The organism is Mucilaginibacter panaciglaebae (assembly GCF_039539265.1).
GTDB classification, from domain to species: Bacteria; Bacteroidota; Bacteroidia; order Sphingobacteriales; family Sphingobacteriaceae; genus Mucilaginibacter; species Mucilaginibacter panaciglaebae.
In genome coordinates, this window is record NZ_BAABCV010000004.1 from 40,101 (window position 1) to 60,916 (window position 20,816).

Below are 20,816 nucleotides of genomic sequence, written 5' to 3' on the forward strand. Positions count from 1 at the left end.
TATGAACATCCGCAGCATTATTATTGACGACGAGCCTAACAACGTAGAAAACCTGCGGACTATCATCAGTACTTATTGCCCCGGCATTGAGGTAATAGCTACTGCAAACAATGCGACAGAGGGAATAGAAGCCATCAAGGCTAATCAGCCCGATCTGGTGTTTCTGGATATCCAGATGCCCGGCGGCTCGGGTTTTGATGTGCTGCGGGCTTTTAACGCCATATACTTCGAGATCATCTTCATTACAGCTTACGACCAATATGGCATACAAGCCATCAAATTTTCGGCTTTAGATTATTTGCTAAAACCCATTGACATTGCCGAATTTAAAATAGCTATCGGCAAAGCGGTCGAAAAGATAAACAGTAAAAGGCAAAATCATAATATTGAAAATCTGCTCGAGTATATCAAATCGGGCCAGCGCGATTCACCAAAAATTGCGCTGCCGACATTATCGGAGATCCGCTATATCAAGGTTAATACCATTATCCGTTGCGAGGCTGAAAACAATTATACCACCTTTTACCTGGATAATGGCGAGCAGATTCTGGTATGCCGAACGCTTAAGGAGTATGCCGAACTACTGCAGCCGCGTCGCTTTATCCGCCCGCATCAGTCGCACCTGGTTAATTTGGCATTTGTAAAAAGCTATCTGAAAGAAGATGGCGGCACCCTGCTGCTAACAGATCACTCCAAAGTACCCATTTCCCGGCAAAATAAGGATAAGATAAAGGAACAATTAAATAAAAGCTTATAATTGCATAAGCCTTTTATTATGAAAATCTTCTGTATTACTTTGTTGCTCATGGTCACTGCTGTAACAACTTTTGCCCAGGGCACTGCGCCGGCAATCGCGCTATATCCTAAAGGGGTTATTAATTCAAAACCAACGCCGGCCAATTATGTAGAAACTACTACTGCCGATATGCACGTATCAAAAGTGAATGTGCCAACCCTGATCCCGTTTTTCCCGGAGAAGGGTAAAGCTAACGGTTCGGCAGTAATAATTTGCCCGGGCGGGGGGTATGCTATCCTGGCCATTGGCCATGAAGGTTATGCCGTAGCTAAAGAATTTAATAAAATAGGTATCGCCGCATTTGTATTAAAATACCGCCTGCCAAGTGATCAGATCATGGTCGATAAAACTATCGGTCCGCTGCAGGATGCGCAAACCGCTATCATGATAGTGCGTGAAAATGCAGCGCAATGGGGTATTAATCCGCAAAAGATAGGTATTCTTGGTTTTTCTGCCGGCGGGCATTTAGCCTCTACAGCCGGTACACACTTTAACAAACCGGTTATTGATAATCATGGCATCAGTGTCCGCCCTGATTTTATGGTACTGGCTTACCCGGTTATTTCTTTCGGCGACCAAGGTCATCGCGGTAGCGCAGAAAACCTTTTAGGTAAAAATCCTCCCCAGGAGCAGGTCACTCTTTACAGTAACGAGCTACAGGTAACACCCGAAACTCCGCCAACCTTCCTGATGCAGGCCGGCGATGACGGAGCAGTACCGGTAGAAAATTCCATTATGTTTTACGAGGCATTAAAGAAAAATAAAGTAAAAACAGAAATGCACTTGTTCCAGGCCGGTGGGCATGGCTTTGGCCTCATCAATCCAAAAAGTAAGGAGCTTTGGTTTGATTGGTGTACGGCGTGGCTAAACACCAACGGATTTTAATTTATGAAATTAACAATGGTTTTTAAAAGCCATCGCTACATATACATACCAAGCCGATGGCTCTTTAAAAAATTAGATAATAGACAATGAAAAAACTGATTGTAACTGCACTGACTTTTATAATTGCCGCAGCCATGGTTCGTGCGCAGGAAGTAACACCTATTCCGATTTATCCGAAAGGCGTTATTAACTCAATACCAGCTCCGGCCGACTATAAAGAGAACGACACTAAAGACTGGGCCTTCAAAGTAACCAATCCGGTGCTCCTGCCTTATCTGGCTGATAAAAGTAACAACACCGGTACTGCCGTGGTAATATGTCCCGGCGGAGGTTATGGTGGCTTGTCGATGGAAAACGAGGGAACCAATATTGCTAAAGCCTTTAATAAGATAGGCGTATCGGCCTTTATCCTGAAATATCGCCTGCCCAGCGATCTGATCATGAAGGATAAAACCATTGGGCCGCTACAGGACGCGCAGACGGCCTTACAAATAATACGCAGCCGTGCTGCAGAGTGGAACATCAATCCATCAAAAGTAGGTATCATCGGTGCGTCTGCAGGCGGCCACCTGGCATCTACTGTCGAGACTCATTTTAAACAAGTAGTGGCCGAAGATAAATCAATCAGCGTACGACCGGATTTTGCTATACTGATGTATCCGGTTATCACTTTTGGCGATAAAACTCATCAGGGGTCGAAAGAAAACCTGATCGGTAAAAATCCATCGCAAGAGTTGGTTGACTTATACAGCAATGAAAAACAAGTAACTCCCGACACCCCGCCAACCTTTATTGTAATGGCCGAGGATGATGGTACCGTACCGGTTGAGAACGCTTTAATGTTTTACAGCGCTATGATTAAAAATAAGGTGAAGGGTGAGATGCATATTTACCAATCCGGCGGCCATGGTTTCGGTATTCATAATTCGCACAGTAAAGAAGAATGGTTTAACTGGTGCGCCAGTTGGATGAAAGCCAACGGTTTCTAAAACATATTAGCGGCAAACAGGTTATATCAACAACCAACCGTCATCATCATGCTGATCAGGAAAATACTTATCGGGGTAGACAACAGTAAGTTTGCCGATAATGCCGCCCAATACGGCTTCGATATCGCTCATAAATTTAAAGCCAAAGTAGGCTTGGTGCATATTGTAGAACCGGTTGTTTTACCTTACAACAATACTACCGATCCGTTAATGGGAGCCGCGGACCTGGGCATGGCCGATGTAAATTTGGTAGATATTCAAAGCAATGCCTCAAAAGTTATTGTTGACAGTTTTATAAAAAAATATGGCGGCGACCTCGAAATTACCCACTTTAGCGAATTTGGCGATACTGCCGACGGTATTATACAGTGCAGCCGCGACTTTGGCGCAGATATGATTGTTGTAGGTACGCACAGCCGCAGCGGACTTGACCGCTTGTTAATGGGGAGTGTGGCAGAGCACGTTGTCCGGCATGCTCCGGTGCCTGTGCTGGTTGTCCCGTTAAAAGAGCAAGAATAACCCGTCTAAATCTCTTCCATTTTGTTTATCAAAGCTCTCCCTACCGGGGAGGGTTTGGGTGGGGCTAATACAGTAATCTGAATTTTATAGTATGCTCAATAGCTTTTAGCTGGTTGAGAACCTCAGTGTCATAGCCGGTATTTACGTCGGTTATTACATAGCCTATTTGTTCATTGGTAACCAAAAACTCGGCAACAATATTAATGTTGTGGCGGGCAAATACTTCATTGATCTTAGCCAGGATACCGGGTACGTTTTTATGAATATGTATCAGTCTGTGGGCATTATTTATACGCGGAGGCTGCAGATCAGGGAAGTTGCAGCTGGTGTGGGTTTTACCCTCATTCATAAATGCTATAACACGTTTTGGTAAAAAGTCGTCGCTGCGCGGATTGTGTTTCCGGTCGTCAAAAATAATGATCCCATTTGCGCAGGCAGCCTCGGCCAGTTTGCGGCTTGCTTTGCCAAAACAGCCAATTACTTTGAGGCGCCCAGCGTTTTGAATTTGCTCGGGGCTTGGCTGATTTTCTTCGTTGCATAATAACACACCGGCTTCTTCCAGATATTTTTCTTCGACGTTTTCGCGCTGGCGGATGTTATAACCCTCTTTGCGCATTTGGGCCAGGGCATCATCTTCAATATTGCCTGCCACCAAACATTTAATACGGTTTTTAGGATAGGATATGGCCCGAGGGAGTTTGTTGATGTATAAAAACTCATCAAAGCTCGGGGTAATATGATCCGCCTTTTCAGCGACTGATTTACGCTCGATGTTTTCGGTAAAGGCAAAAAACTTTTTGATCATTCCTGATTCCTTTAGCTGGAAATCAGAATAACCATCGCCAATGCCATAAATATCGCCCTCTAATTTCAATTCCTTTAAAAGTTTAACCTTCCCGCCTTCCTGCGACAAAGGATTGGAACGGTCATAACCAATTATATTTCCGGCTTCATCAAACACAAAGGTGTTTGCGTAGATATTTTCTTTTTTAATATGATATTCGGTTACCACCGGTGTAATAAACTCTTTAAATCCGCCGGATACGATCAATACCTTATCCTGATGGTTTTTAAAAAAGATGGTATTGCGTGAAAACGAAGTGGATACCTTTTTCTTTAGATGTGATATCAGTTGTTTTAGATGTTCGCGATTGGCTTGCAGTAACTTAACGCGGTTTTCAAGGCTCTGGCTGAATGATAGTCTGCCTTCCATCGACGCGTTGGTCAGATCTTCTATCTGCTGGTATATTTTTTCCCGGTCTGGATGGTTTTTCAGGGATATGCGGGCTAACTCATCTAATGCCTCAACTTGTGTAAATGTACTATCGAAATCTATAATAAAATATTGGCTCATGCTCTTAATAACAAATACCCCACCAAGTTTAGTGGAAGTGCGGAACGACAAAAGTGCAATTTTTGATTGTTTTTTCTGTTATTTTAGAGTAAGAATTATTAAAAAATATCAAAACGAAAAACTTAATTTGGTATTAAACCTTTTACCTGCAGCCAGTCTAATAGAATGATAATAAAGGGATATATCGCTATGAAAAGATCAGTTTTTGCATTGCTTACTATCGCAATGCTGTCGGGCTTATCGGCCTGTACAAGTTATGACTATTACACCGCCGGGCTAAACCGTACCAATTTAAGCGAATATCGAACGTTTGCGTGGATGCCCCCGGCGCGCAGTCGTAATGGCTCTGCGAATGGTAGTATGGCCGCTGATGCAAAAATTAAAGATGCAGCTACCGCAGCATTACAAAATAAAGGGTTAACACTAAACCAGCGCAATCCGGATATTATTGTGAGTTATTCAACTGCGGTTGGCAAAGGTACCCGCACTTATTATTACCCTGAATATTATGGCTATGGTGGTTTTTATCCGGGTTTTGGCCTTGGTTGGGGCGGCTGGGGTGGTTGGGGCTGGTATCGCCCTTACTACTATTACAATGCGCCCTTTATTTATGGTGGTGTAGGTGTTAGCCATGAGCAATATAAAGAAGGTACTTTAATTATAGATCTGATTGACCGCCGCAGCAGGCAGGTTGTTTGGAGAGGGTTTGGCGTAGGCGAGATACATCATAATCCGCAAAAAGATATCGATGCCTTACCAGAAGTGGTTAATGGCATATTAGATCAGTTAAGCCTGGCTCCGTCATCGGCTCCGCCTGCAGGCAGTCATTATGATAGCCGCGGGCCAAGAGGAAGAAGAGGTGGTTATATGTCGCCGGCCTCGAGCAGGTCAATATAATTGTTAAAGTATTGAGTGCCCCGTAGTGTATGCTAAGGGGCTTTTTTATGGGTTTGTCCCGTCCTGAAAAAAGTTGACTAAAGCTTAGTCAACACATGAGAAATCAAAGAGTAAAGCCAAAAGATGTAAGCCCCGGTGGGCGTTACAGCGAGGCCTTCAAAAAAAGTGTTGTTTAAGAATACGAAAGAGGCTTTTTGAACAAGTATCGATTACAAGTCATCGAGATCGTTGAAAGGAAGGTGGAAACATTCGAGTAAGAAATGTTTCCGGCTACATCTGTTTGCTTTAAACGGTAGAAGTTGTCTCCCAATATTGGTCGGATTAAGTCATTATAAGTACCTAAACCTGCCGAAGTAAAGCTGTCAAACATTTTAAAGGTTTTCCGCCGTCGCTGCTGCGTTCAGGTCTATAGGGTGTATAGCTGGCTTCATTTTCGGCAGTCGCCTTAAAAATATTTAGAACGTTGTTGCTTAAATATTTTATAAAGTGTGTAAAAATGTGGAAACTTGTTACGGGCTAAACTTTAAATAGCCGCTATTGAATTCATATATGAATAAACTTTACCGCCGGGCGATTTTGTGCGTTTTAATGGTATTTGCAGGCCGGGTCTTTGGCCAGCAGGTATTAGTTACCGAAGCGAGGAAAAAGGAACTTAACACTATAGTTAATGAGGCTCAAAGCAGTTTCGCCAAAAGCCATCAAAAAGCTTTGTTGCAAGCTAAAAATTACGGCTGGTTTACAAGCCGTCGTACACATAATGGCGGCTTGGTAGCTTTGGAAGGACTTACTAATCTCGGTTTTCCTAAATACCTGATTACGCACGACAATGTTGATGCAGCCGCTACCACCGGAACATTGCAGGTACAACCGGGCGGATCAACCGGACTTAACTTATCCGGTTCGAGTGCTTTTCTGAGTAATAAATTGGCTATGTGGGATGGTGGCTGGGTTTACAGCGCTCACCAGGAGTTTGCCGGTAAGATCATATCGTTAAAAGACACTTCGTCTATAGCAGATCATGCTACCCACGTGGCAGGTACTTTAATGGCTAAGGGTGTTTATCACCCGGCACGAGGTATGGCTTATGACATGGGTACTCTGCTTTCGTATGATTTTCAAAATGATGTTGCTGAAATGGGCCGGGCTGCTTCAGGTCTGTTATTGTCAAACCATTCGTACGGTGATGTTGCCGGTTGGGATTATAACAGTTCACAAAGCAGGTGGGAGTGGTATGGCTTACCCGGCGACACGGTTGACTACACCTTCGGCTTTTATGACGCGCGCACCGCTTCATGGGATAAAATAGCCTACAATGCACCTTATTATCTGATCGTTGAATCGTCGGGGAATAGCCGTGGATATCCAGGCCCCGATGTCGGAAGTACTTATTATGGATACGCCAGCCGAAACAACCCTACCATGGTAAACAAAGGTGCACGTCCCGCAAACATCAGCAGTAACACCGGTTACGACATTATCGCTACCACGGGTACTGCCAAAAATATTTTGACGGTAGGAGCGGTTGTTCCTTTACCTAATGGGCCGGCCGGTAGCACCGATATTAAAGTAGCCTCTTTCAGCAGCATAGGCCCTACCGATGACGGCCGTATTAAGCCGGATATTGTAGCTGATGGGGTAAATATACTTTCAACCTCAAGCAATGGCCCGCAGGCTTATACTACTGAAGATGGTACCTCGTTTGCGGCTCCGAATGTCAGCGGGTCCTTATTATTGCTTCAGGAATATTATGCTAAGAAAAACAGCGGCACGTTCATGAAGGCTGCCACCTTAAAGGGCTTAGCCTGTCATACTGCAATTGATGCGGGAAATGTCGGTCCGGATTATATTTACGGATGGGGATTGTTAAACATGGTAGCCGCAACCCAGGCTATTACAGATAACAATGCCAAGTCATTAATAAAAGAGAATACACTGCCACAGGGTCAAACTCAAACTTTTACAGCGGTTGCATCTGGTAGCGGTCCGTTAATGGCTACCATATCGTGGACAGACCCCGAGGCTTTGGCAACCGCCGACGGTGTGATCAATAACCGTACACCTAAGTTGGTCAATGACCTCGACATCCGCGTTAGCGATGGAACTACGACCTATATGCCCTGGGTACTGGATGTATTAAACCCGGCTACGCCTGCAACCAAAGGCGATAACATTCGCGACAATATAGAACAAGTGTATATTGGCGCTGCAACTCCGGGGAAAACGTATACCATCACCATTACCCATAAAGGCGCACTGCGATCGGGCTCACAGGCTTACTCACTTATCGTCACCGGTATCGGTGGGAACACCTATTGTGCCTCAGGGCCTTTATCATCGGCCGATTCGAGAATCAATAATGTAACTATCGCCGACATCAATAACACCCCGCCGACAGGTTGTACCGCTTACAGTGATTATACCAATCTCACAGCGGAACTAGAACAAGGCAAGACTTATCCGCTAAGTTTAACATTAGGTACCTGCGGCGCCAACTTCAATAAAATTGCCAAGGTATTTATTGACTGGAACAGCAATGGCGTTTTTGACGCCAACGAACTGGTAGCTACAACCGGCGTAATTAATGGTACAGGCAGCTACAACACCAATATTACAGTACCTACCAGCGTTGTACCGGGCAATTATAGCCTGATGCGCGTTGTATTAACCGAAACCAGCGACACATCTTCCATACAGCCATGTGGGGCTTACGCCAAGGGAGAGACACAGGATTACCGTATCACATTTACGCAAACCAAAAACGATGCAGGCATAAAGGCCATTGTTACTCCTACTATTTCGGGTACTTGTAATGGCGTAAATAATGTTACGGTGACATTAAAAAATTATGGCAGTGCGCCAATATCGAATATCCCGGTGACGGTTTCTGTTAAAGCCGCTGATAATACCGTGACGAGTTTTACAGAAACCTATACAGCTACTTTGGCTCCTTTGCAAGAAAATAATTTCACGCTGAGTCATACATTTAATTTTGCCGCCGGCGCATCTGATGTCATTACGGCCACGGCTTCATATCCTAACGATCCATTTACTGACAATAACGCAGTGTCCGAAACTGTAGTTATAGCTATACCAGGTGTACCAACCGATTTAAGCGCTATTTATTGTGATAACCTAAAGCAATACCAATTATCGGGTTCTGGCGATGGCACTTTGTTTTGGTATAAAAATGTAGGCGATACCCAGCCGATTGCTTATGGTAGTCCGGGGCTTACAACTGAAGTTCCGGTAAATAATACTTTTTATGCGGGATTAAATGATTTTAGCGCATCGGTAGGGCCGGCCACTAAAAATGTTTTTACAGGGGGCGGATACAATCAGTTTACGCCTTCAATTAAAGTATATACAGCTGTGCCTGCAATTATCCAGAGTGCACGTTTGTACATTGGCAACCCGGGAGTGATCCAGTTTAATGTTTCGGACAGTAACGGCAAGGTGGTTTCAAGTGTGTCTATCAATGCTCCTGCTACGCGGTCTAACCCCGGTCCGGGCGCATTGGATGATGATCCTAACGACCAGGGGCAGGTATATAACTTAAATCTTTTGTTACCAGCGGCGGGCAACTATATCATAACGCCGGTATATGATGCCAAGGTAACACTGTATCGCAATAATGCCGGTGTTGATGGTTATCCGTTCAGCGCGGGAGACATATTCAAAATAACTGGCAATGACGCCACCTTGGGTGTAGGTAATGATAACTATTACAAAGGGTTTTATTATTACTTATATGATGTTAAGTTTAAAAGCGCGGGTTGTACTTCGGGTGTGCGGGTGCCTGTTACTGTTACAAAGCCGGCCATCACCCAATCGGGTGTTACTTTAACCTCAAACTACCCGACAGGCAACCAATGGTATCTGGATGGTAAACCGATACAAGGCGCAAGCGGGCAAACTTTCAGTGCGCAACAAAGCGGCACTTATTATGTAATAGTCACTTTAAATACGGGATGTATGGTACAGTCAGATAATTTTGCTTACGCATTAGTGGCGTTACATCCGGGTACCGATACAGATATTGGCCTCATCACCTTCCCGCAGCCGGCTGATAAGATATTGAATGTGTTATTTAAGGCAGATGCTACCGATAATCTTACCCTATCATTAATAAACAGTAAAGGCACCATGGTTTACAGTAAAACCCAGGCCATTGCTGCAGGTAATTTCAGTACAACTATTAATGTGGCTAACCTGGCCCCGGGTACTTATGTGCTCAGAACTAAACTGGGTTCGAAGGTTTATGGCAAAAAGGTCTTGATAGTGCGGTAGGTAAATTGATTATCTGTTATAAAAACGAGCCTGCATAAAAACAGGCCCGTTTTATATTACCAATTCGTCATCGCGGGCAATAGCTAATGCTGATAGGATTTATTTAAATACATACTTAACCCCTAAACCAGGCGCCAGGTCTACAAACGGACCGCTGGCCAGTTCTATACGCGGGTCAAGGTCAAGGCTAACCGCAATAGGCGACTGAGGGATCAGGTATTCCAGCCCCACTACACCATCCACACCTAAAAACAATTGGGCGCTGTTATAGTACCGGTATTCGCCGTTAAAGGTTCTGTACTGTCCCTGGCCCATAGAGCCAATGTGTGCACCAAAACCATAATAAAACTTTAATTCAGGTACGTTAAAGGCTATCTGATTAATTTCATAAAGCCCGGTAAAAACTGCTCCGTGTTGCCTGAAGCCTAAAACGCCTTCGAGCGAAACATTCTTGTCCATAAAGTATTTACCGGAAATGCCGTTTTCATAACCGCCAAATTTTAATCCGGCAGCAGCTGTATAATCCTGGGCTTTTGATTGCGTAGCAAAAAGTAATAAAACGACTGCAATAAGTAGTGTGTGAGTTGTGTTTTTCATGTTAGTATAACGGTGTATTTTTAAATTTATGGTAATAACAGCTAATTATAGAATGGTTTAACAGCTATAAAGCCATTTGGTTTAGGGCATAGTTTCATAAAATTTACTTACACTTGTGTGCTCAAACCGTATATTTGATTGATGCCGTCAAACCCAAGACCTCAAGAAACCATTGACTATTTTTTGAAAATAGTTTGGCAAACGGTGGCAAACCGTTATAATGCATTGGTTGCTGATTTTGGCATAACGCAATCTATCGGCTATTTACTTATCAATATTGACGAAGAGGAGGGAACCACCGTTTCGCAGGTGGCGGCGCTGTTGGGTTTAAAGTCGACCAGCTTGTCGCGAATGCTGAATCAGCTCGAAACTATGGGTCTCATTTATCGCGAATCAAACAAAGGCGATAAGCGGTCGGTAAAAATATATCTTACACCATTGGGTAAAGAAAAGCGTCATTTGGCCCGTGTGGTGGCCCGGCAGTTTAATAACTATCTGAATACGCACATAAGCGAGGCCGATAAGCAATACCTTACCGATATGCTGAAAAAGATCAATCAACTCACCTTAAACTACAAGCCAGAAAACATTCAAAAATAAGTTTTGCTGCCGCGATGCGTTATAAGCATAAATTTATTTAAATGTTAAAAAGTGTTAACCTGCCGTTTTTGAATTTTAAAAGAATAAATTTGCCCCTCGGAAATGTAATGAACAGGGCCACAGTAATCATATTGTTTTTGTTAGCCGGGTTAGCTTCCTGCAAAAAAGATTTGCTGGGTAGTGTTGAAGGTTACAAGGCGCAGGCTCACAAAGATGATAAGATCATTGCCGATTATTTGGCGGCCAATCCTTCGCTGGTTGCAACTAAGATAGATACTTCTGGTGTTTATTACATTATTGAACAGCCAGGAACCGGTAATGATTTGTTTACTAACTCAACCCAGGTTACGGTTGGATATACAGGCAAGCTATTAAGTACCCAGCAGATATTTACGCAAACAAATAATTTTCATCCAACGTTTGTGTTGTCGCAGGTTATAAAAGGCTGGCAATTGGGGCTTCCTTTCGGAAAAAAAGGTGGTATTATACGATTGTTAATACCATCGCGTTACGCATATGGGCCAAGCCCGCAACCTTTAGTAGGAAGGGAATTTGGATTAAAGGGTGGCCTGCCTGCAAATGCAGTGCTTGATTTTGAAATTACGTTGTACGATATTATTAATTAACATAGACTGCCGGCAAAGGCAGCCATAATACAAATGAGACAAATTACATATACGCTTTTATTTTTTGGTTTAATAGCCCTGGTAGCTTGCCGACGCAATAATTACGACCCCACTATTAATCAATATGATGATGACCAAATAAAGGCTTATATGTCTTCAGGCGGTCTTTCCGGCTTTACACGCGATACGTCAGGCATCTACTATAAAATTCTCAATCCGGGCCGCGACACCGCCTTGCAATATACCAGTAACGTATCTATGGTATTTACCGTTAAAAGTGTTGACGGTAAATATGCGTCAAACGATACTATTACCAATCATTATGATGGTTACTTAGGCCATATTTCAACCGCTACCTCGCCGTTGGGTTTAGATATACCTGGCTTACAGCAGGCGGTACATAATATTATTAAGCATAACGGAGGCATAGCCCGTTTAATTATTCCTTCAAAACTGGCTTACGGAGTTTCTGGTGCGGGTGTAGGTAGTAGCTCGAATACATCGGGCCGTATTGCCGGTAATCAAAGTTTGGATTATTATGTTCACCTTATTGGCGATACAGTTGCGCAGGAAGCTTATGATCAGCTGGTGATTAAAAACTACATAGCTCAAAACGGTTTGACGATGCAGCAGGATCCTGATGATCATTACTGGTATTCAATTGATGAACCAGGCACCGGCACTGTACCTATTACCTACCAAAGTAGTATCATCATTAGTTTTACTACCTTGTTACTTGATGGTACAATTGCCAGCCAGTCTAACAATGCGCCCTACGCATCATTCGATATACCAGATATGATACCAGGCGTACAAAAAGCATTAAAAAAATATGGTAGGGCAGGAGCTTTAATGACTTTCCTGTTTCCATCACGTTTAGCATACGGCAAATTAACAACCAGTATACCGCCAAACAGTGTTATCAAATACGCTGTACGTGTTATCAGCGTTTCGCCCTGATTAAACGGGCGACGCTTTGTTGAAAGCTTATTAAACAACGTTCGCGCACGAAAGCATGATCTGCAATGGGTTTTGGATGGCTAAAGACAGCATACTCCGGAACCCATTTTATTTATTTCAAATTCGGACGCGAGCGCTTAGTTTATGTTTCTGAAATCTATAAAAGTGCAGCGTTGGTCCCCGTCTGCATCCTTATTAACAATCCCGTTTTGTAAGAGGTGTTTGTATTAAAGCCAACTTTGCCCGGAAGGGTTCAGGAGGGGCCGAATAGCTTCTTTAACGCCCAGATTAAAGTAGGATATTTAAACTTGAAACCGGCTTCGTCAATTTTTTGTGCCGATGCTTTTTGACTGCCCAGCACCATATTGCTCTTCTCGCCCAGTGCCAGATGCAGCGCAAAAGCCGGCACTTTGGGTAACCACAAAGGGCGGTGCAGCTCTTTAGCTATAGCTACGGTTAACTGCTGATTAGTTACCGGATAAGGCGCGACCATATTATAGTTACCTGCAAGGTCTTCATTTTCAATGGCGTATAAATACATCGCTATTACGTCGTCGATATGTATCCAGGGCATCCATTGCCTGCCGTTTCCTACGGGCGCGCCAAATCCAAATCTGACAGGCTTAGCTAAAATTGGTAACGCCCCGCCTTTAGCATCCAACACTACCCCCATCCGAAATTTCACCAAACGTAAACCCAGGCTTTCGCCCACCTCAACCGCATGTTCCCATTGCAGGCAAACATTAGCCAGGAAATCGGTACCGGGTGCGCTATTTTCGGTAAGCAGTGTGTCGGCTCTGTCGCCATAAAAACCTGTGCCTGATGCAGATATCACAGTTTTAATGGTATGCTGCGGTTTTGATTTAAGCAGCTTATAAATTAAGCCGATAGATTTGGTGCGGCTTTCAATGATCTCTTTCTTACGTTCGTCCGTCCAACGGCCTTCAGATACATTAGCGCCGGCCAAATGTACAACAGTGTCCACGCCATTTATGCAGTGCTCATCAATCTGCCCTTTATGTACATCCCAAACAAAAGTGTTTACTTCGGCATTGGTGCCCGGCTCGCGGCTTAGGTGGTTAACCTGGTAACCCCTGCTTAGTAAAACATCCGTCAGTTTTCGGCCAATTAAGCCTTTGCCCCCTGTTATTAATATACGCTTGCTCATTGGTGTTATTGTAATAGTTAGGACACCCGTCGGCATAATGATGCCGGAATGTTCAGGTGTGATAACAAGAAATGTAGGGTGCGTGTTTTGTTATTGCTATACTATTGTCAGTACTATCTAACGGCAGTCGCAACGGGCGCGGAAGGAACGCGTGCGGTTGCTTCTTCGTTCCTTACAGCAATGATAAATCGAATTTTACCTCAAAATCTCCTTAATATCATCGGCCGACAGCGATTTAATAAAACTATCCTCGGTAGTAATTAGCGCGCGCGACATGCTAAGTTTGCGCTGTTGCAGCGCCAATATTTTTTCTTCTACGGTATCTTTGGTGATGAACTTATATATAAACACATTTTTAGTTTGGCCAATGCGATGCGTACGGTCAATAGCCTGTTGTTCAACCGCCGGGTTCCACCATGGGTCGAGGATAAAGACGTAATCGGCCTCTGTAAGGTTGAGGCCTACACCGCCTGCCTTTATAGAGATCAGGAACACGCGAGTGTTCTTGTCCTCCTGGAACTGTTTTACCACATCGCCCCGGTTTTGGGTTGCACCATCCAGGTAAACATAAGGGATCTTTTGCTCCTCAAAATAATTACGGTAAATGCTCAACTGCTTCACAAATTGCGAGAAGATCAAAACTTTGTGTCCGCCGTCCAGCACCGTATTCAGCGTATGGGTAACGTTTTCAAACTTGCCCGAATCGCCCTCATAATTTTGGTCGATCATGTACGGATGATTGGCTATCTGCCGTAGCTTGGTCAAGCCCTGTAATACCTGTATCTGGGTTTTGGCAAACGTGCCATCCTCCAGGCTGCGCAGTAACTCATTGCGGTATTCTGACTTCACTTCTTCATAAACTGATGCTTGTTCTTCGCTCATCTGGCAGTAAAACAGGTTTTCTGTTTTGGGCGGCAGCTCAGTAGCTACCTGTTCTTTGGTACGGCGCAATACAAAAGGTTTGATCAGTGCCTGTAGTTTGCGGGCTTTTTCTTCGTCCTTTTTCTTTTCAATAGGCGTTACAAACTCATTAACAAAGTATTGCTGTGTCCCCAACAAGCCGGGGTTAATGAACGACATTTGTGTCCACAGGTCATTAACAGAATTCTCTACCGGCGTGCCGCTTAGTATCAGTTTATAACGCGATTTTAACTGCTTAACCGATTGATAGGACTTAGACGCAGGGTTTTTAATGTTCTGGCTCTCGTCGAGTATCACGTACTCGAAGAAATAATTTTTTAACAGCTCTACGTCGATGCGGGTAATACCATAGGTAGTAATCACCACATCATAATTGGCAAACACTTCTGCCGATTTATAACGGAAAGTGCCGGTATGTACCATCAACCGCAGTTTGGGGGCAAACTTTTTAGCTTCGTTAAGCCAGTTATAAATAAGCGATGTAGGCATGATAACCAGCGAGGTGTTTTTTCCACCGTCGGCCTCGGTTACTTCTTTATGTTTCTGCAGCAGTGCCAGGGTTTGTATGGTTTTGCCCAAACCCATGTCATCGGCCAGGCAGCCACCAAAATGAAAGTGTTTTAAAAAGTGGAACCAGTTATAACCTGCCTGCTGATAAGGTCTTAAACTACCCGAGAAGTGGCTTGGCCGGGCCACATCTTCCAGCTCGTCAAAGTCCATCAGCTTTTGAAGTTTACGATTCATGGTTACCTCAGCCATTTCGCCGTTACCAAGGTCGTTTACCAGCCCCAGGTGATGGCGGCGCAACTTGATCTGGTCGCCGGATTCGCTGAAGTGCAGCAGGTTGCCGTATTGCGAAAACCATTGCTCAGGTATTACTGCAATCTCGCCTGAAGGCAGGGTAAATTCCTTTTTATGATTGAGGATATGGTTTTTTAACTGGATAAAAGGAATCTTATAGGGACCAAAATAAACAAAGGCATTAATATCAAACCAGTCGTTATCTTCTCTAACCTCCAGGTCGATCTTGCTGGTACCAAATACATAGCGTTTCTGACCTTCGGGTTGCTCTATCTCGAAGCCTTCGCGCTTCAGCTCATCATGGTGCTGGTTTAGCCATTCAAATATTGAGAATGCCTGATTAGTATCATCTTCGTTATGAACCACTTCCAGGTTTTGAAACAACGAAGACGCCGTTTTTAGTCCCCATGCTTCTAATTGATTTAGTTTGCCTTTTTCCCAGGCTACAGACCGTTTAATGCGATGGAAGGTATAATCATCGCCGCGGCGTTCCATGCGTACCGAGATATGACGGCCATCGCCATACGGAAAGATATAACCTGCATATTTAAAGTACAACTGTAGTTGCGATGTGCCACCATCAACATATATAGGTTTAAGCATGGGAATAGCCTCATGCTTTTCGGTATCAATGGTAAAACCTTCGGCGTAAACGTTGTGCTTTTCTATTAGTGGCGCTACAAATTTTTCAAAGTATGATTGCTCCGATGATTTCGGTATGGCGATATACCGTTTATTCAGGAAAGGCACAAGCTTTTTACCTTCAATCTCCTTGTCGAAATGGTAAAGCGTATCATCCATGAGCATCCAGGCCGGCTGATTGCAAATGATCTCGGCATTTTTGAACATAAATTCAATACGCATGCCCTGGTATTTGATGGTAGGAAAATAGCGGATCTCTTCCTCATTACGGCGGAAATGAAACAGCACCGACGCCGGTTCTCCTGCAATGTTGAGTTTACGCTCGGCAGGATAGCCCTCTTTACTCATCAGGTACACCTGCCTGTCGCTCAACAGGTTCAACGCCTCGGCCATGCGCTTTTCTATTTTCGGGCGGATGGTTTCGAAAAGTTGGTCGGTAAATATCCGGGCAAAAAACTCAGATGGGCGAATTGGCTTTTTGTAGAACTTTTTAATGACGTTGCCCTGCTCAATCTCTTCTAAAAGTTTAATGAGCTTAATGCCCGTTTCATCAAGGCAGTTTGCAAACTCGGTAGCAGTATTTGAGAATAGTCGCTGATGGGTTAAAGAGAATTCGCCATTGGGATTTAGCTGAACTACGTGCGGCTCAATAACATAGCCCAGGTACTCATGCCGGGCTATGGCATAAATTATTTGACAAGGCTTTGAACTATCTACACGTAACATTAGCTTCAGAGAAAAATTTAAGAGAAGCTACGACAGAAAAAATTCAAACGTAAACAGAATTTGTTTGAATTGGAAACGAATACTGTTAAATAATTATTAACAGCAGAAGATGTTAATAACGAAGGGGCATCTCCAATCTCTAATCGCCTATCTCAACATCCCCTTCAAAAACCAGCTTAGCCGGCCCTTCCAGGAAAATATCGCTAAAGCGATTACCATCATAATTAAACCGAATATTCAAATCGCCGCCTAATACTTTTATCGGAGTTTGAATACTGCCGGTTTGGTTATGGTGTTTGGCCATGGCCAGGGCGACGGCAGTTACGCCAGTTCCGCAAGCGTAGGTTTCGTCCTCGACGCCGCGCTCAAAGGTGCGTACAAAATAGCCCTCGCGCGATGGTTCCACAAAATTTACGTTGATGCCGTTGGCTTTATAAGTATCATTATTACGGACGGCATAACCATCGGCATATACATTTTTATTGGCCAGATCGGTAGCAAAAGCTACATAATGCGGAGAGCCGGTGTTCAATACATAAGCCTCTTCGTCTTTATGGATATCGGCTACATCGATCATTTGCAGGCTTACCCAGTCGCCGGTTGCTGAAATTTTGGCATGATGCGGGCCGTCTACTGCCAAAAAATCTGTTTCAGCGTCGATTATGCCTAAAAATTTGGCAAAAGCCACAATACAGCGTCCGCCATTGCCGCACATGCTGCTTGGCTGGCCATCGGCATTGTAGTAAACCATTTCAAAATCGTAGCCATCTTTATTTTGAAGGAACATAATACCATCGGCACCAATACCAAAACGGCGATCGCATAAACCGGCTATCATCTTCGCATTGTGGTGATTTACAGTGATTTCTCGGTTGTCAACCAAAATAAAATCATTACCTGCGCCCTGGTATTTGTAGAAATGTATTTTCACGATTTTGTATATTAAGCAGTTGATGTTAGTCAAACCAGGGGCCAAATATCAAAAGCCGAAGACCCAACTTTAACATTTTTTAACACAAGTTGCTATAACTTACTGTTGTTTATACCGTCTATATGGTATTAAATTTGAATACCAAAATTAGCAATTATCAAACAGAATTAAATAAGAATATATAATATGAAAAGAATTGGTTTAACATTATTAACAGCATTTGTAGGCGGTGCAATGGCACTGGGTACCTACAAAGTGATTGAGAATAAGTATGCTGATAACATGGGCTTTGATGAAAAGCAACAAGTATACTATGCAAGTAACCGTATGACGCCTAACATTGTGTCGTCGGCCGGAGAGGTTGATTTTACGCAGGCAGCTGCAGCGGTAACCCCGGCGGTAGTTTATATCCGTACTACTTACTCAAGTTCGTCAGACCCGCGCCAGAGCGAGTTTGAGCGTATGTTCGGCGATATGTTTGGTCAGCGTATGCCACAGCGCAGCCAACCGCAAATGGCATCAGGTTCGGGTGTAATTATCTCGCCGGATGGCTATATCGTAACCAACAATCACGTTGTGTCTAAAGCTGATAAAATTGAGATCACTACTAATGACCACCGCCGTTTTAAAGCTAAAGTTATCGGTACAGACCCAAATACTGACCTGGCTCTGATTAAAATCGATGCTGAAAATCTACCTATCGTAAAATTAGGCAACTCTGATGAGGCTAAAGTAGGCGAATGGGTGTTAGCAGTAGGTAACCCTTTTAACCTGACATCAACCGTCACTGCGGGTATAGTTAGTGCTAAAGGTCGTGGTATCGGCATCATTGGTTCAGAAGATAACAGCGATGACAATCCATTTGGCCCGACACGTATGTCAAACGAGCCAAAGGTTAGAACCGGAATTGAGTCATTTATCCAAACCGATGCAGCTATCAATCCTGGTAACAGCGGTGGCGCTTTGGTAAATACTAAAGGCGAATTGATTGGTATCAACTCTGCTATTGCATCACACACCGGTTCATACGAAGGTTATGGTTTTGCCATCCCTATCAACCTGGCTAAAAAGGTATTAAACGATATTAAAAAGTATGGTGCCGTTAAACGCGGTATGATAGGTGTTAGCTTTGCCGACCTGAGCGAAGCCTACAAGACCCCGGGGATAAATACTGACAAAACCAATGGTTTATACATTACCGGCGTTTTACCTAACAGCGGCGGTGCAGCTGCAGGTTTAAAAGAAGGCGATATTATTACTAAAGTTGAAGGTACCACTGTTTATGAGTCGTCTGACTTACAAGAACGTGTTGCACGCTTACAACCCGGCGATAAAATTAACCTGACTGTTTTGCGTGGTAACGCTGAAAAGAATGTTACTGTAACTTTGAAACCTGAAAACGCTACTGGTACCCGTACCGCTTCGGTTCCAAGATCAGCAACCGAGTTATATAATAAACTGGGTGCAAGCTTTATGCCTTTAACTCAAAGTCAGAAAGCTAAGTTCCGTGTAACTAATGGTGTTGTGGTGACTCAAGTGCGCGAGGGTGGTATCTTTGATCAGGCCGACCTGCCATCAGGTACTGTCATTACCAGCATTAATAAACAGCCAATAAACAATGTTAACGACATTGATAAAGCAATTACCAATCTAAGAAACGGTATGCTTACCATTGGGGGTTACTATCCTGACGGAACCAGATTTAACAATACATTTTCGGTAGACGAATAAGCTGCTGAAAGTAACGAATAAGAAGAACCCGGCGATGAGCCGGGTTTTTTGTTTATAAATTGTCGCAAGTTCGCGGTCGCCACGTCGTTTCACTCCCGCGCAATGACATATAAATGAAACCCTTTATAACCAAAAACCTACTACCTTTGCCCTCATGATTGACGTAATACTAAAAAAGGGTAAGGAGAAAGCAGTGCATCAACGCCATCCGTGGGTTTTTTCGGGAGCAATTGAGCGCGTTAAAGGCAAGCCGGCTAATGGTGATATTGTGCGACTGGTAAATGCCGGAGGCGATTTCTTAGCCTATGGTTTTTATAACGATCAATCGCGTGTAGCGCTGCGACTTTTAGAATGGGATGAAAATACCGAGGTTGACGAGGGCTGGTTTCGCATCAAAGTTGCTGAAGCTGTTGCCGGCCGTAACGATATTTTGAGTACCGGCGACACCAATACCTGCCGGTTGATCTTTAGTGAATCTGATTATCTGCCCGGATTGATCGTCGACCGGTATGCCGAGCATTTGGCGGTACAGGTTTTGACTTCAGGCATTGAGAAGATGATGCCGGTGATCATTGACGAGTTGCGCCGGTTACTTAATCCGAAAAGCATTTTTGACAAGAGTGATGCCTCGTCGCGACAGCATGAGGGTATGGATACCGAGAATGTGGTTCTGTTTGGTGATAACCCGCCTGCATCTGTCGAAGTAAAAGAAAACGGGCTGCTCTACAATATCAATATAGCCGAAGGCCAGAAATCAGGCTTCTATTGCGATCAGCGCGACAACCGTCGTAAAGTTGCAGCTCATGCCAAAGACAAAAAGGTGCTCGATTGCTTTAGTTATACAGGCGGTTTTACATTGAACGCGTTGTACAATGGTGCCGCCTCTGTTACCAGTGTAGATAGCTCGGCGCTGGCTATTGAAACATTAAAAGAAAATATCCAACTTAATAAGTTAGACGCAGGTAAGCATCGCGCCATACAGTCTGACGTAAATAAACAGCTGCGCGCTTTCAAAGATGCCGGCGAGACGTTCGATATAATTGTATTAGACCCACCTAAATACGCCCCCTCGCGTTCGGCGCTGGATAGGGCGTCGCGGGCTTATAAAGACCTAAACCGCATTGGCATGTTATTGCTTAATAAAGGCGGCTTACTGGCCACGTTCTCCTGTTCGGGCGCCATGGATCTGGATACCTTTAAACAGGTGTTAGCCTGGGCCGCGTTGGATGCGGGTAAGCAAGTACAGTTTATCAGCCAGTTCTGCCAGCCCGAAGATCACCCTATACGCTCGTCATTTCCGGAAGGTGAGTATTTGAAGGGATTGTTTTGCCGGGTGTTTTAATTCTCCGTTTGTTGTACTGATCGTGGCGAAGAATCTGCAAACCC

Annotated in this window: 16 protein-coding genes; 11 read left to right on the forward strand and 5 right to left on the reverse strand. The window is 44.0% G+C overall.

Going from position 1 to position 20,816, the window contains the following annotated elements; all coding sequences use genetic code 11:
- The first annotated feature begins 1 nt into the window (after nucleotide 1).
- From ABD772_RS06225 to ABD772_RS06240, 4 genes are all read left to right on the forward strand, one after another.
- Nucleotides 2-757, forward strand: a complete 756-nt coding sequence (locus tag ABD772_RS06225; protein ID WP_345101861.1) for a LytR/AlgR family response regulator transcription factor — start codon at nucleotides 2-4, stop codon at nucleotides 755-757.
- A gap of 18 nt (nucleotides 758-775) precedes the next feature.
- Nucleotides 776-1,681, forward strand: a complete 906-nt coding sequence (locus ABD772_RS06230; protein WP_345101863.1) for an alpha/beta hydrolase — start codon at nucleotides 776-778, stop codon at nucleotides 1,679-1,681.
- Nucleotides 1,682-1,767: 86 nt separating this feature from the next.
- Nucleotides 1,768-2,670, forward strand: a complete 903-nt coding sequence (locus ABD772_RS06235; RefSeq protein WP_345101865.1) for an alpha/beta hydrolase — start codon at nucleotides 1,768-1,770, stop codon at nucleotides 2,668-2,670.
- 48 nt (nucleotides 2,671-2,718) lie between these two features.
- Nucleotides 2,719-3,189 (forward strand): universal stress protein, encoded by a 471-nt coding sequence (locus ABD772_RS06240; RefSeq protein WP_345101867.1) that lies wholly within the window; start codon nucleotides 2,719-2,721, stop codon nucleotides 3,187-3,189.
- Between the two features lie 64 nt (nucleotides 3,190-3,253).
- On the opposite strand, the gene ABD772_RS06245 is transcribed toward ABD772_RS06240, so the two are convergent.
- Nucleotides 3,254-4,543, reverse strand: a complete 1,290-nt coding sequence (locus ABD772_RS06245) for an HAD-IB family phosphatase (RefSeq protein WP_345101869.1) — start codon at nucleotides 4,541-4,543, stop codon at nucleotides 3,254-3,256.
- Between the two features lie 189 nt (nucleotides 4,544-4,732).
- Here ABD772_RS06245 and ABD772_RS06250 point away from each other — a divergent pair, with 189 nt between their 5' ends.
- Both ABD772_RS06250 and ABD772_RS06255 read left to right on the forward strand, forming a co-directional pair.
- The gene (locus ABD772_RS06250; RefSeq protein WP_345101871.1) at nucleotides 4,733-5,440 is read left to right on the forward strand and encodes a DUF4136 domain-containing protein; all 708 of its coding nucleotides are present in this window, start codon (nucleotides 4,733-4,735) and stop codon (nucleotides 5,438-5,440) included.
- Between the two features lie 549 nt (nucleotides 5,441-5,989).
- Nucleotides 5,990-9,727 (forward strand): S8 family serine peptidase, encoded by a 3,738-nt coding sequence (locus ABD772_RS06255; protein WP_345101873.1) that lies wholly within the window; start codon nucleotides 5,990-5,992, stop codon nucleotides 9,725-9,727.
- A gap of 99 nt (nucleotides 9,728-9,826) precedes the next feature.
- Here the strand turns inward: ABD772_RS06255 and ABD772_RS06260 are convergent, their stop codons facing one another.
- On the reverse strand, nucleotides 9,827-10,324 hold the full coding sequence (locus ABD772_RS06260) for a hypothetical protein (RefSeq protein ID WP_345101875.1): 498 nt from the start codon (nucleotides 10,322-10,324) through the stop codon (nucleotides 9,827-9,829).
- 141 nt (nucleotides 10,325-10,465) lie between these two features.
- On the opposite strand from ABD772_RS06260, the gene ABD772_RS06265 reads away from it, so the two are divergent.
- From ABD772_RS06265 to ABD772_RS06275, 3 genes are all read left to right on the forward strand, one after another.
- Nucleotides 10,466-10,924 (forward strand): MarR family winged helix-turn-helix transcriptional regulator, encoded by a 459-nt coding sequence (locus ABD772_RS06265; RefSeq protein WP_345101877.1) that lies wholly within the window; start codon nucleotides 10,466-10,468, stop codon nucleotides 10,922-10,924.
- Nucleotides 10,925-11,031: 107 nt separating this feature from the next.
- A complete protein-coding gene (locus tag ABD772_RS06270; RefSeq protein WP_345101879.1) occupies nucleotides 11,032-11,550 on the forward strand; it encodes an FKBP-type peptidyl-prolyl cis-trans isomerase in 519 nt (172 codons plus the stop codon).
- 33 nt (nucleotides 11,551-11,583) lie between these two features.
- The gene (locus ABD772_RS06275) at nucleotides 11,584-12,510 is read left to right on the forward strand and encodes an FKBP-type peptidyl-prolyl cis-trans isomerase (protein WP_345101881.1); all 927 of its coding nucleotides are present in this window, start codon (nucleotides 11,584-11,586) and stop codon (nucleotides 12,508-12,510) included.
- A gap of 253 nt (nucleotides 12,511-12,763) precedes the next feature.
- Here the strand turns inward: ABD772_RS06275 and ABD772_RS06280 are convergent, their stop codons facing one another.
- From ABD772_RS06280 to dapF, 3 genes are all read right to left on the reverse strand, one after another.
- Nucleotides 12,764-13,678, reverse strand: a complete 915-nt coding sequence (locus ABD772_RS06280; RefSeq protein WP_345101883.1) for a TIGR01777 family oxidoreductase — start codon at nucleotides 13,676-13,678, stop codon at nucleotides 12,764-12,766.
- Between the two features lie 195 nt (nucleotides 13,679-13,873).
- Nucleotides 13,874-16,768, reverse strand: a complete 2,895-nt coding sequence (locus tag ABD772_RS06285) for a DEAD/DEAH box helicase (protein ID WP_345101885.1) — start codon at nucleotides 16,766-16,768, stop codon at nucleotides 13,874-13,876.
- A gap of 139 nt (nucleotides 16,769-16,907) precedes the next feature.
- A complete protein-coding gene (gene dapF / locus ABD772_RS06290) occupies nucleotides 16,908-17,699 on the reverse strand; it encodes a diaminopimelate epimerase (protein ID WP_345101887.1) in 792 nt (263 codons plus the stop codon).
- 186 nt (nucleotides 17,700-17,885) lie between these two features.
- On the opposite strand from dapF, the gene ABD772_RS06295 reads away from it, so the two are divergent.
- The gene (locus ABD772_RS06295; protein ID WP_345101889.1) at nucleotides 17,886-19,430 is read left to right on the forward strand and encodes a Do family serine endopeptidase; all 1,545 of its coding nucleotides are present in this window, start codon (nucleotides 17,886-17,888) and stop codon (nucleotides 19,428-19,430) included.
- A 154-nt stretch (nucleotides 19,431-19,584) separates the two neighbouring features.
- Nucleotides 19,585-20,772, forward strand: a complete 1,188-nt coding sequence (locus ABD772_RS06300) for a class I SAM-dependent rRNA methyltransferase (protein WP_345101892.1) — start codon at nucleotides 19,585-19,587, stop codon at nucleotides 20,770-20,772.
- The last annotated feature ends 44 nt before the right edge of the window (nucleotides 20,773-20,816 follow it).

What these genes read in the sequence shown, in the direction of transcription:
- ABD772_RS06225 (WP_345101861.1), top strand. Translation starts at nt 2, where the DNA reads ATGAACATCCGCAGCATTATTATTGACGACGAGCCTAACAACGTAGAA.
- ABD772_RS06230 (WP_345101863.1), top strand. Translation starts at nt 776, where the DNA reads ATGAAAATCTTCTGTATTACTTTGTTGCTCATGGTCACTGCTGTAACA.
- ABD772_RS06235 (WP_345101865.1), top strand. Translation starts at nt 1,768, where the DNA reads ATGAAAAAACTGATTGTAACTGCACTGACTTTTATAATTGCCGCAGCC.
- ABD772_RS06240 (WP_345101867.1), top strand. Translation starts at nt 2,719, where the DNA reads ATGCTGATCAGGAAAATACTTATCGGGGTAGACAACAGTAAGTTTGCC.
- ABD772_RS06245 (WP_345101869.1), bottom strand. Translation starts at nt 4,543, where the DNA reads ATGAGCCAATATTTTATTATAGATTTCGATAGTACATTTACACAAGTT.
- ABD772_RS06250 (WP_345101871.1), top strand. Translation starts at nt 4,733, where the DNA reads ATGAAAAGATCAGTTTTTGCATTGCTTACTATCGCAATGCTGTCGGGC.
- ABD772_RS06255 (WP_345101873.1), top strand. Translation starts at nt 5,990, where the DNA reads ATGAATAAACTTTACCGCCGGGCGATTTTGTGCGTTTTAATGGTATTT.
- ABD772_RS06260 (WP_345101875.1), bottom strand. Translation starts at nt 10,324, where the DNA reads ATGAAAAACACAACTCACACACTACTTATTGCAGTCGTTTTATTACTT.
- ABD772_RS06265 (WP_345101877.1), top strand. Translation starts at nt 10,466, where the DNA reads ATGCCGTCAAACCCAAGACCTCAAGAAACCATTGACTATTTTTTGAAA.
- ABD772_RS06270 (WP_345101879.1), top strand. Translation starts at nt 11,032, where the DNA reads ATGAACAGGGCCACAGTAATCATATTGTTTTTGTTAGCCGGGTTAGCT.
- ABD772_RS06275 (WP_345101881.1), top strand. Translation starts at nt 11,584, where the DNA reads ATGAGACAAATTACATATACGCTTTTATTTTTTGGTTTAATAGCCCTG.
- ABD772_RS06280 (WP_345101883.1), bottom strand. Translation starts at nt 13,678, where the DNA reads ATGAGCAAGCGTATATTAATAACAGGGGGCAAAGGCTTAATTGGCCGA.
- ABD772_RS06285 (WP_345101885.1), bottom strand. Translation starts at nt 16,768, where the DNA reads ATGTTACGTGTAGATAGTTCAAAGCCTTGTCAAATAATTTATGCCATA.
- ABD772_RS06295 (WP_345101889.1), top strand. Translation starts at nt 17,886, where the DNA reads ATGAAAAGAATTGGTTTAACATTATTAACAGCATTTGTAGGCGGTGCA.
- ABD772_RS06300 (WP_345101892.1), top strand. Translation starts at nt 19,585, where the DNA reads ATGATTGACGTAATACTAAAAAAGGGTAAGGAGAAAGCAGTGCATCAA.